The organism is cyanobacterium endosymbiont of Rhopalodia gibberula (assembly GCF_003574135.1).
Taxonomy (GTDB): domain Bacteria; phylum Cyanobacteriota; class Cyanobacteriia; order Cyanobacteriales; family Microcystaceae; genus Rippkaea.
In genome coordinates this window covers 2,201,169-2,213,843 of the sequence record NZ_AP018341.1, presented here as the reverse complement: position 1 = coordinate 2,213,843, position 12,675 = coordinate 2,201,169, and the positions used below count along the sequence as shown (strand labels likewise).

8 protein-coding genes are annotated in these 12,675 nt (G+C 34.4%); 7 read left to right on the top strand and 1 reads right to left on the bottom strand.

Annotated features, from left to right (window positions below):
* Positions 1-110 precede the first annotated feature (110 nt).
* The 3 genes from RGRSB_RS07055 (at position 111) to groL (ending at position 4,573) form a co-directional block, all read left to right on the top strand.
* The gene (locus tag RGRSB_RS07055; RefSeq protein ID WP_119260436.1) at positions 111-728 is read left to right on the top strand and encodes an alpha/beta hydrolase; all 618 of its coding nucleotides are present in this window, start codon (positions 111-113) and stop codon (positions 726-728) included.
* 1,762 nt (positions 729-2,490) lie between these two features.
* Entirely contained in the window at positions 2,491-2,802 is a 312-nt protein-coding gene (groES, locus tag RGRSB_RS07050; protein ID WP_119260435.1) for a co-chaperone GroES, read from the top strand.
* Between the two features lie 148 nt (positions 2,803-2,950).
* Entirely contained in the window at positions 2,951-4,573 is a 1,623-nt protein-coding gene (groL, locus tag RGRSB_RS07045) for a chaperonin GroEL (protein WP_119260434.1), read from the top strand.
* 955 nt (positions 4,574-5,528) lie between these two features.
* Here the strand turns inward: groL and pdxA are convergent.
* Complete coding sequence (pdxA, locus tag RGRSB_RS07040; protein ID WP_232014612.1) at positions 5,529-6,581, bottom strand: 4-hydroxythreonine-4-phosphate dehydrogenase PdxA; 1,053 nt, start codon at positions 6,579-6,581, stop codon at positions 5,529-5,531.
* 259 nt (positions 6,582-6,840) lie between these two features.
* Here pdxA and petM point away from each other — a divergent pair, with 259 nt between their 5' ends.
* The 4 genes from petM to ilvD all read left to right on the top strand — a co-directional run bounded on the left by petM (position 6,841) and on the right by ilvD (position 12,605).
* The gene (gene petM, locus RGRSB_RS07035; protein ID WP_119260432.1) at positions 6,841-6,954 is read left to right on the top strand and encodes a cytochrome b6-f complex subunit PetM; all 114 of its coding nucleotides are present in this window, start codon (positions 6,841-6,843) and stop codon (positions 6,952-6,954) included.
* Between the two features lie 493 nt (positions 6,955-7,447).
* A complete protein-coding gene (gene thyD / locus RGRSB_RS07030) occupies positions 7,448-8,365 on the top strand; it encodes a thylakoid membrane protein ThyD (protein WP_119260431.1) in 918 nt (305 codons plus the stop codon).
* 261 nt (positions 8,366-8,626) lie between these two features.
* Positions 8,627-9,421: a pantothenate kinase gene (locus RGRSB_RS07025; RefSeq protein ID WP_119260430.1), complete on the top strand. Its 795-nt coding sequence runs from the start codon at positions 8,627-8,629 to the stop codon at positions 9,419-9,421.
* A gap of 1,498 nt (positions 9,422-10,919) precedes the next feature.
* Positions 10,920-12,605, top strand: coding sequence for a dihydroxy-acid dehydratase (ilvD, locus tag RGRSB_RS07020; protein WP_119260429.1), 1,686 nt, complete (start codon positions 10,920-10,922; stop codon positions 12,603-12,605).
* Positions 12,606-12,675: the final 70 nt, after the last annotated feature.

Sequence of the window (12,675 nt, the reverse complement as noted above, 5' to 3'; positions counted from 1 at the left end):
TTTGCTTGCCTGATAAGAATGTCTGTAAAACACTTAAATTAGTTTACCTTCATGGGTTAACAACGATCAATAATGGATAAAACTATTTTTTTGAAGAGGAGTTATCTTTAGTGTCTTTAAACGCTATTTCTATTGCACCTACTGATGGAAAAATTCCCCAGTTTCTTTTAATTATGTTACATGGTTGGGGAGCTAATGCCAAAAACTTAGCTCCCTTAGCTTCAATGTTATCTTTGGAGGATTGTCAGCTAATTTTTCCTAATGCACCCTTCCCCCACCCTGAAGTTCCTGGAGGACGAGCTTGGTACGTCCTAGAAACTCTAGACTATCAGGGATTATCTCAAAGTCAGAATCTTTTGCAAAATTGGTTATTTTCTTTAGAAAATCAGACGGGGGTTCCCCTATCCCGGACAGTTCTTGCCGGCTTTTCTCAAGGAGGTGCAATGTCCCTTGATGTTGGTTTAAAATTACCTCTTGCTGGTATTTGTAGTTTAAGTGGTTATTTACATTTTCGACCTCAAGCTACTCAATTTCCTTGTTCTCCTATTCTAATTATCCATGGGATACAAGATATAGTAGTTCCAATCCAAGCTGGCCGTAAAGCTAAAGATACTTTAATAGATATCGGTGCAATGGTTGAATACCATGAATTTAATGGAGGTCATGAAATTTCTTCTATTACTCTAGCTATTCTTAAACAATTCATTCTAAAAAAATTTGTTAAATAATTTTTTTTAAAAAACTCTATCTATTCAGAGAATTAATTCAAAATAAACAAGAAAAGTAAATAACAAATCGTAAACAACCATCTTATAAATACTAAACTTATTTTTGATATAAGAGTTATAACCCAGAGTTAAAAACTATCTATTCATTTTCAGATTGTATTCTATCTTGATTGATCCTAATATGTTCAGATGATCAGACACAAACAATAAAATATGCTATGATTACAATACTCCACTGTTATTGGCTTCAATCTATTCCTCAATAAAAATGATATAATTAATAATTACTTTCTAATCACTTTCTCTAAGATCTAGTTAGCCGTTAATACTGTTGATTAATCCTATCTATAAATCGTTGGCAATAAGTTATTCAGCAACAAAGATATGATTAATTTTTAATTAATTTTAATAATTATTTGTGTAACGGTATAATATTTTTCTTTTAAAATCTTACTTTTTAATTAGGTTATTTCTAAAAACTTTATAAATATTGCTAGTTTTTTCGGTGCTTATCTCTGCTAAAGATCGCTTTTAACTAAAACTAAAACTTTTTTTTCTAATAAAAGAGTTATTAAATTTAATGCCAACGTACTAATCATTTTAACAAAATGATTAGTACGCAAAAAAGTAAATACTTAGTTAAGTTACTTGGAAATAATAAATTGTCATTGACAATCAACAAAAATGTTAATAACTTTTAGACATAATTTAGGCTTATAAAATTTTTAGTAATTCTATTAGCTAAAGTTTCAGCTAATTTCTCTAGTATCAACAATTGATTATCTATTTTAAGGCTATCAACATAAAGTATTGTTATTAACAGAGAGAGATAAGGCTTTTATTTTTTCCGACATATAAAACGATTAGCTCAGTAACTGTCACTAGTTTTTTGATTGTTTTTAAAGTATATTTAAATTGATAAAATTAACTTAAATACACTATTTAGACCTTTGGTTATTATTTTATTTAGGAGATTTTTTCTTTAATTGTTTAGGAATTATATAGTAAAAAATATTTTTTTGATATTGGAAATTATATCTCTATTGTCTATGACAGTTTAATTAAAAAGTGCGTTTAATCATGGTTGCTATAAAGTTTTTTCTTAAAAAAGAAATAAAAAATTAAATCATGAAAATTAAAAATATATTTTTTATATTTTTTTATTTAGTAAATAACACTAAATCAGTTATAATGCATAACTGTTACTGCTTCTATTTTTAGCAAATTACTATAATTATTTTTCCTCTTTTAACAAAAAAAATTTTAAAAATTATACCTTAATACTTTTTTTTTATTCTAAATAAATTTTTTAAAAAATATTACTAAATTAAAAGATAATTTTATTTTTTATAAAAATATTTTTTGCTGAAATCAATCTAGATTAGAGTATTTTTTTTATTAAATTTTAATAAAAAAGTTTGACAATAAGACAAAATTATTCCACTCAAGAGAAAAACTCAAAATTCAAAAGAGTCCTGATAATATAGTGAAAACAGAAAGTTTTCAGGCAAAAATAAATAATAATTTAAATAAAAGTAACAAAACTTAAGAAAAACTTAGCTTCCTACAATATTTGTTACGACTGTAGACGATAGTCAACCAAGCATCTTTTTATATCAGTTCGGAAACCCGTACACAACCACCTGTTGCCACGCTCACCTCTATTTCGCTAGATTAGCACTCATGAGGTGAGAGTGCTAATTTTATAAGATACATCACCTTCTGAGATTTAACCTTAAATCAAATCCTAGAGGATTTATACATGGCAGCAATCAATATTAACGTTTCAACAGTTAAACCCCTTGGTGATCGCGTATTTGTCAAGGTCAATGCGTCCGAAGAAAAGACAGCCGGAGGCATCTTGCTTCCCGAAACCGCTAAAGAAAAGCCCCAAATTGGTGAAATCGTCGCCGTTGGACCTGGTAAACGTAATGATGATGGTAGCCGTTCTGAAGTTGAGGTCAAAGTAGGCGACCAGGTTCTTTACTCCAAATATGCTGGAACTGACATCAAACTTGGCGGAGAGGATTATGTATTGTTATCCGAGAAGGATATCTTAGCGGCAGTTGCCTAAGCTTAAAGCAAGGGTAATCTATATCCCCGTTGATTCATTGAAAAGTCAGTCAAGGTCAGCAAGATATAAGCTGCTTGCACCTATACGCAAAGATTGACATCTATTGTTTGTTTACTCAAAGGTTACTCACAAGAGGCATATTTATTCTATGGCTAAATCTATTGTTTACAATGAAGATGCGCGCCGCGCCCTGGAAAGGGGCATGGACATTCTTGCCGAAGCCGTTGCTGTTACTTTAGGACCTAAAGGACGGAACGTTGTTCTCGAGAAAAAATTTGGTGCACCCCAAATTATTAATGATGGAATTACCATCGCTAAAGAAATTGAACTGCAAGATCATATTGAAAATACCGGGGTATCTTTGATTCGTCAAGCTGCCTCAAAAACCAATGACGTAGCTGGGGACGGAACTACCACTGCCACTGTTCTTGCTCACGCAATTGTTAAAGAGGGCTTACGCAATGTAGCTGCTGGAGCCAACCCTATTGCCCTCAAAAGGGGTGTAGATAAGGCTACAGAATTCTTAGTTGCAAAAATTGCTGAATACGCTCAACCCATTGAAGACTCCAAGGCCATCGCCCAAGTGGGGGCTATCTCTGCGGGGAATGATGAAGAAGTAGGTCAGATGATCGCTAACGCCATGGATAAAGTAGGCAGAGAGGGAGTTATTTCCCTTGAAGAAGGAAAGTCCATGACTACAGAATTAGAAATTACCGAAGGGATGCGCTTCGATAAAGGGTATATTTCTCCCTACTTTGTGACCGACACCGAACGTATGGAAGCGGTCTTGGATGATCCTTGTATTCTAATCACCGATAAAAAAATTACCTTGGTACAAGACTTAGTTCCTGTTTTAGAACAAGTTGCTCGCCAAGGAAAACCCTTAATTATCATTTCTGAAGACATCGAGAAAGAAGCCCTAGCTACACTAGTGGTTAACCGTTTACGAGGTGTTCTAACGGTTGCTGCGGTTAAGGCTCCTGGGTTCGGTGATCGCCGCAAGCAAATGCTGGAAGACATCGCTGTTCTCACCGGCGGTCAGGTAATTAGTGAAGATGCTGGGCTTAAGTTAGAAAACACTAAAGTAGAAATGCTCGGTACTGCCCGTCGAATCACTATAACCAAAGATAACACCACCATTATAGCCGAAGGAAACGAAGTGGCAGTGAAGTCCCGTTGCGATTTAATTCGTCGTCAGATTGAAGATAGTGACTCTTCCTATGACAAAGAAAAACTTCAAGAACGCTTAGCTAAGTTGTCTGGTGGAGTAGCTGTGATCAAAGTAGGAGCAGCTACCGAGACAGAAATGAAGGATCGTAAGCTTCGCCTAGAAGATGCCATCAACGCTACTAAAGCGGCTGTTGAAGAAGGAATTGTTCCTGGGGGTGGTACGACTCTAGCTCACTTGGCTCCTCAACTGGAAAAGTGGGCTGATAGCAACCTAATAGCTGAGGAATTAACCGGAGCAATGATTGTATCCCGTGCTTTGACGGCTCCTCTCAAGCGTATTGCTGAAAACGCTGGTCAGAATGGTGCTGTTATTGCCGAACGAGTGAAAGAGAAAGAATTTAACGTTGGTTATGATGCAGCCACGGGTAATTTTTCTGATATGATCGCCGTCGGCGTAGTTGACCCTGCTAAAGTTACCCGTTCTGGACTGCAAAATGCAGCTTCTATTGCCGGAATGATCCTGACTACAGAGTGTATTGTAGTGGATAAACCTGAGAAAGACAAAGGCGCCGCTCCTGGTGGCGGAGACTTTGATTACTAAGTTCAGATTTTTCTTATATTTTCAGTCGGGTGGGTGTTTCCCACCTTTTTTGTTTATACCACTTACTTATTGGGCTGTTGTAAATTTAGGGACTTTTTCTAAAAACTTAGAATCAGGAACAATGATAGAGATTCCATCCCAAGTTTTAATTAGTGTACTTCTATCCTAGAGATTCTATCCTGTACCAACTAACTTTTCTAATCTAAGTAAAGATAAGTTCAACGCAACTTAAAAATGTGGTTGTAATTTTTAATATCTAAGTCAGAATTAGAAAAAATTGAAGATTATCTGAAATAGTAACTATAAACAATTGGAAATTTAATAGTTAGCTATTAAAAGAACACCAGAAAACGGGATAGACTTCTATCGGAGTGGAGTCATCAAACTAATTTTTATAATCTATACTTTGCAAGTCTGTAAAGAACAATACATTAACATCATTATCCAGGGCATAAGCTCCACAAAACGATTATAGCCAACTAGATTAGGTAGGAAATATTTTTCTGCAATGAGGGATGACCTATAATGTATTTAATTATTTAAAAGTTCAAGATACTGGATCATAAAAAGCGATTACAAGAATCATTATTACACCTGTTTTCAAATGAGAATGGAATCTTTTTATAAAATAAATGTTTTTAATTGAGTAGCAGAACAACAATGTTATTCAAATCTTTGGTAGAAGTTATCTAGATTAGACCTTACTTCAATGAGATCAAGACAGAATTTCATATTCATAGCACCAGACATCAATAAAATTTTGCTTCTGGTGTCGAACTAACATTAATAGAGCCTCTCACTTTAATTAACTTTTCTAACGTAATAATTTTTTGCTTTTTTATTAAAAGAAAAGTTATAAAAACAAAATAATAAATAATATGCAAGAATACGGAATAATTTTAGTTTGCTCTTCTGTTAAAGAAAATATTTATAGAAACAAAGCAAAAAACTATCACTAAGTAAACCGATGATAAGCCAACTTGGAAGCTAATTTAATGGCTGTTTTCATACTTGCAGCACTAGCAATTCCTTTACCTGCAATATCAAAAGCAGTTCCATGATCAGGGGAAGTTCGAATAAATGGTAACCCAATAGTAGTATTAATTGCCTGATCAAAAGCCATTAATTTTACGGGGATTAACCCTTGATCATGGTACAACGCTAAATAACCATCTCCTAGGTCTTTCCTAGTTAAAATTGAGCTATTACGTAAATTACTACTTGTTTGTATTAACTCTAATCGACTTCCATACCAAGCTTTTCCAGGTTTAACCCACATGGTATCAGGAGGAACTAACCCTACTAATTCAACATCTTCATGTTGCTTTTGTTGAGTCTCCAACCAAGAGAATAACCAGTCTTTTTCTTCGGTTCCTAACTGTCCTTGTTCCCCGTTATGAGGATTCAATCCGGAAATAACAATCTTAGGGTTTTTAATAGCAAAATCTTGTTGTAAACAGTTGATTAATAATTCTAATTTTAAGGTCATTAATTCAGGAGTTAAAGTTGCACAAACTTGGCATAAAGGAATGTGAGTAGTGGCTAACAAAGTTCGTAATGTCCATCCTGTATAGGGCGATCGTGCGATGAATAACATTCCAAACTTCTCTACACCTGCTTTTTGGGCTAATATCTCTGTTTGTCCAGGATAATTATGCCCTGCTGCCTTCCAACAAGACTTAGCAATAGGTGCGGTCACAATGCCTTGGAACTCACCTTTTAGGGTACGGTCAATAGCCGTCTCTAAATAAGCAAAACTTGCCCTACCACTGGCTTGATTTCCCTCTCCTAGGGTTATCTTGGATAAGGTTGTCTTATCGAGAGGAATATCCACCACAGACAAAGACTCAGGATCAGCTAATGACTCCCCAGTAGTCTGCAATAATTGATAAGTATTTTTTAATATAGACCGCGTACCAAACACTGTTAAACGACAATTTTCAGTAATTGAAGGATCGGCCAACGCTTTCAGGATAACTTCTGCCCCAATCCCTCCAGGGTCACCCATAGTTACGGCTAAATGAAGACAGTAGGAGTTAGGTTGGTTGATAATTTTAGCTGTTAATGGAGTTGTCAAGTTAAGAGGTTGCATCTGACAATGTCGCCTTGATGTTCTACAATAATATTGCATAGATAAGTCAATTTTAGCTTAACGTTTGTTAGCACCTTTGAGCTGCTAATTATGTTCGACCAAGATCGGAGAACTTATTGGCAGCTAGAATCACAGCAAAAATTGATATTTATCGATTCGTTAAGGAGCAATTAAGATGAGTGCAGAAAGTATGATGTTCAACGGAGCAATTCTATGTATTGTTCTCGTGTTGGTTGGTTTGGCTTGGGGGTTCCTGATTCTTAAAATTCAGGGAGGAGGAGCTGAATAATTTTCAGTTTTCACTGAGGGGTAAGAAAACAGATAATTTTGTTATTCCTTATCCCTATGAGTTTTGAGAAACAGATTTTATAGTTTGTAATTAATGAGATATAATTGCTATTATCAGCCATTTACTAAGGTTTTTAGTGGTATTCAAGGATGTCAGTCTATGCCATGGAGTAGAGAAAGTTATTAGTAGTATTTCAATGACAATTATAAAGTCTGAAATATCTAGAATAATTCAGTAGTTTTCAGGAACAAGTTTATGGAGATTTGCGTTTGATTAATTCTGAAGATTGAATTTATAATTCAACCTTTCTTACTCAAAAATAGTTTAGGCTGGAAATAGTGCTGGTGAGTTACAACGAGTGAAATGTGTATTTTGAATTGAACAAGATAATCATTGGGAGTGTTGAACATTTCTATGCGGATAGTTAATAGTATTGGTTGCAAGTATACTCTAAATTAGTTAAAAATTTAGTTATTTTATTACCTTTTTTTTTATGAAAATTGCTATTACTGGAGCCACTGGATTTGTTGGTAGTCGATTAGTTGAAAAATTAAAAAATGACGGGCATCAATTGTTAATTTTTACTCGTAATGCTAATCGTGCCCAACAACTGTATCCTGCTTCTCGATTTCCTAATTTGGAAATTATTTCTTATCAACCAATGGAATCAGGAGATTGGCAAAAAGCTATTTCTGGTTGTGAGGCAGTAGTAAATTTGGCAGGGGAACCCATCGTGGAACGGTGGACCTCAGAAAATAGAAAAGCTATTCTAGAAAGTCGCCAGTTAGGAACCCGAAAAATTGTCGAAGCTATTGCTCAAGCAGAGACTAAATTATCGGTTCTAGTAAATGCCTCAGCCGTTGGTTATTATGGAACAAGTGAAATAAGTATCTTCGATGAAGATAGTGACCCTGGGGATGATTTTTTATCTCAAGTCTGTCAAGTATGGGAGACAGAAGCTAACGAGGTGAAACAGGCAGGTGTTCGATTAGTTATCTTGCGCATTGGTATTGTTTTGGGTGATGGAGGAGTATTAGCAAAAATAATTCCTCCATTCAAATTGTTTGTAGGAGGACCGTTGGGAAAAGGTAATCAATGGTTTTCATGGATTCATCTAGATGATTTAGTTAATTTAATCATTGAGTCTCTTGAGCGAAATGATGTTGAAGGGACATTTAATGCTACATCTCCTCATCCTGTTCGTATGAGTAAACTGTGTAAGACTTTAGGGGAAATTATGAATCGCCCCTCTTGGCTACCTGTTCCAGATTTTGTTTTAAAATTCTTATTAGGAGACGCGTCAAAAATAGTGTTAGAAGGCCAACAAGTTTTACCCAAAAGAACTAAATCTATAGGGTTTAAGTATCAATATCCAAATTTAAAAAAAGCCCTAATGGATATTCTGCATTGAGTTTAACTAAAGTCAATTATTCTGAAAAAATCAAAGTAACTCTAAGAGTACAAATAAAAGGAGTAGCCTGTCTTTCATATTAGAATTCTTATTTAAGTTCCAATAAAAAATTTCTTTGACAATAAAAATAAAAAGGTATTAGCTGTTTTTTAGTCAGGAGAATTACATAGTTTTATTGTATAATCCATTGTTCAAGTAAAATCATAAATCACTGAATGATGGAATACTGAAAAGTACAATTATTTAGTATTCAGTGATGATATGAATATTGATATTTCAAATTCATCCCCATATTTTGCTCTAGTTGTAGGCAATTCTCGTCTCCATTGGGGGTATTTTAAAAAAGATAAACTGCAAACAACTTGGGATACTCCTCATTTATCTAAACCTATTACAACTAATAAATTACCTAAACATTTATTACTTCCCCAATTACCAGATGATTTACCAGTTTATTTAACTTCTGTGGTTCTTTCCCAAACCCAATTATGGGAAACTTATCCAAAGATAAAAATTATTACTCAAGCACATATACCTCTACAAAAACTTTATCCGACTCTAGGAATTGATCGTGCTTTAGCGGTCTTGGGTGCTGGGAGAACTTATGGATTTCCTTGTCTGGTAATTGATGCAGGAACAGCCTTAACTTTTACAGGAGTTGATGGTGATCAAGCTTTAGTTGGAGGAGCGATTTTACCGGGATTAAGGTTACAGTTTAAATCTCTAGCTAATAATACGGCTGCTTTATCTGAAGAAGTATTGCCGATAAGTTTACCTATCCTTTGGGGAACGACAACTTCTGAGGCGATTCAAAGTGGTATTGTCCACGCTATCTTAGCGGGAATTAAAACATTTATTAAAGATTGGTTGAAAAAATTTTCCGACAGTTCAGTGATTCTAACAGGGGGAGATTCACAACAAATCATAACTTATATAAAAGATGATAATGATGATTTTTTAGATGACTTAAAGCAAGATAGCAATCTTATTTTTTGGGGAACTAGAGAGGTACTTTTTTCATGTATAATTAGCAACTGTGCAAAAGCTAAAACCTAATTTTATATTATTATTTTTTATCTTTTATTGTTAATCCTATTTATTGTTGATCTATATATAGACTAATTTCCATAAATTTATTTTTTTAAAATACGAAAATAGGACAGTAATTTAAGGTGTAACTTTATTTTGTTATTTGACAATAATATCAAATTAATTAAAAAGCATTTTTTCTATTTTGATTAGCAAAATAAGTTTATAAAACTAATTAGCAATGGTTTTATAAAAGTGGCTATATATTAAAAATATTACTAGTTTTTTAAAAAATGTAATCATCCTATTCGAAATATATTAAATATAAACAATATTGAGCTACTTTATTTTCGATCTTTACAGAAAAAAAATTAAGCAAATGTTAATTATACAAAACCTTAGGGCAATACAGGGAGGCAGCAACTCTATGCTAAAAGCAGCACTTATTGAGGTCTCGTACTATGGATATAAAACATAGTCTTAATTTTACAGAATTGTCCTGTGAGCCAGACTAATTTTGGAAATTGTTAATTGATGAACAGCATTATTATATTAGTTTTTAATTAAAAGTATTTATTCTAAAAAAAGTACTAGTTTTGTACAAAATTGGTTAATTTAAAATGATTGGGATTGCTTTTTATAATTCATAACATTGAATTATAAAATTATCTTATATATTGTAGAGTATTCCCATTATACAAAAATATTTTCCATTGATTTGGCTACAATCGTATTGTGGAGCTTATGCCCTAGAAAATGATGTTACTGTACTGTTTTTTGTATATCTGTAAAAAAGAAAATATATAAATTATTTTCATTAATTTTCCTTCTTCTAAAAGTTTTATACTAGGCTTTTAGTAGGAAATACTTAGTTTTGAAAGACTTAGTTAGATGAGATAAAATTTTGTAAAATGGCATTGCAGATTTGAATAGAACTTAATTGTAATCTAGTACAGTAAATTACTAGCTTTTGAGTTGATTTAAGGTAACGTAAATAATAGTAAATTTGCTCATAAGTGAGGGTTAAATTAATTATAAAATCATAAAAACAAAGTAAAAGCTACTGGGTTATAAAATCCTACTTTGTAGGTGTTTTTTGATTGAAATAGTTAACAACCAACTGTAAAAAGTTTCTTAACTTAAATATTTGAGCAATCGAAGTGTTCAGAAGCTTTTTGCTTTACTGATGACTTTTCCTTACTTAAAAAGTTTTCTCTCGATTTAAACTTAAAAGATAAATTGCTCTTATACCCTATTGTTTTTTAACAAACATTGTAGTCTTGAGCATTGACGATTACTATCTTATATAATCGCTAACCTCGTCTCAATTTTAACTTATCTGTTGACAATAACAATTGTGTTTTTGAATTTTATAGAACTCACATTAAATTAAAGACAATTTAATTTAATGTACGATTGTAAGAAATCTGTACAACTATGAAATCTTTGTAAAGTTTAACGAATCGACCTTTAACTCACCATAGAAAATAGAAGAAGTGCTATCCTCATTAGGAGAACTTCATAAATGTCAGATAATCTCAGAAGCCGTGTCGTTACTCAAGGAAGTCAACGAACCCCAAATCGAGCTATGTTAAGGGCGGTAGGGTTTACAGATGATGACTTTACTAAGCCTATCGTGGGGTTGGCCAACGGCTATAGTACCATCACTCCCTGCAATATTGGCATTAATGACCTAGCAAAACGAGCCGAAGCTGGACTAAAAATAGCTGGGGCAATGCCCCAAATGTTTGGGACAATCACCGTCAGTGACGGTATCTCTATGGGAACTGAAGGGATGAAATATTCTCTCGTTTCACGGGAAGTAATTGCTGATTCCATTGAAACCGCTTGTAATGGTCAAAGTATGGATGGGATCCTTGCTATTGGGGGTTGTGATAAAAATATGCCCGGGGCAATGATTGCTATCGCCCGGATGAATATTCCGGGGATTTTTGTTTATGGGGGAACGATCAAACCTGGTCACTATCAAGGAGAAGATTTAACCGTTGTTAGTGCTTTTGAAGCGGTAGGAGAATACAGTGCAGGTAAAATAGATGATGATAAATTATTAGCAATTGAGCGTAATGCCTGTCCTGGAGCAGGTTCGTGTGGAGGAATGTTTACAGCCAATACTATGTCATCAGCGTTTGAAGCGATGGGAATGAGTTTACCCTATTCTTCGACAATGGCTGCTGAAGATACAGAAAAGGCAGATAATACAGAAAAATCGGCTTTTTTTCTAGTAGACGCTATCCGTAATCAAATTCTGCCAAGTCAAATCTTAACCCGTAAAGCTTTTGAAAATGCCATTACTGTAATCATGGCAGTAGGGGGATCTACTAATGCGGTATTGCATATATTAGCCATTGCTAATACGATTGGGGTTGAATTGACTTTGGATGACTTTGAAACTATTCGAAAAAAGGTTCCCGTATTGTGCGATTTAAAACCGTCGGGACGCTATGTTACCATGAATTTACATCAAGCTGGGGGCATTCCTCAAGTGATGAGGATGCTATTAATTCACGGATTTTTGCATGGGGATGCTTTGACAATTTCAGGACAAACTATTGCTGAAGTGTTACAAAATATTCCTGATGAACCACCAGCTAATCAGGATGTCATTCGTCCTTGGAATAAGCCCGTTTATACAGAAGGTCATTTAGCGATTCTCAAGGGTAATTTAGCCCCGGAAGGAGCTGTTGCTAAAATTAGTGGAGTCAAGAATCCTAAAATTACTGGACCGGCAAAAGTTTTTGAATCGGAAGAGGACTGTTTGAATGCAATTTTAACGGGAAAAATTAAGGCAGGAGACATCATTATCATTCGCTATGAAGGTCCTAAGGGAGGACCTGGAATGAGGGAAATGTTAGCCCCAACCTCAGCAATTATTGGAGCGGGATTAGGGGATTGTGTGGGCTTAATTACAGATGGTCGTTTTTCTGGAGGAACCTATGGATTAGTGGTTGGTCATGTAGCCCCAGAAGCTTTTGTTGGTGGAACTATTGCCTTAGTAGAAGGAGGAGATAGTATTACGATTGATGCCGAACAACGGTTATTGCAGTTGAATGTTTCCGACGAGGAACTGGCTCAACGTCGTCAAAATTGGACCGCGCCACAACTTCGTTACCAACGAGGAGTTTTAGGCAAATATGCTAGGTTAGTTTCTTCAAGTAGTTTGGGGGCAGTCACAGATTTGGATTTGTTCTAAATTATAGGGTAAGTAATGCCACTTACGGTTTTTTTCCTTATATTGGACTGATTGGTCGAGAAGAGACTGT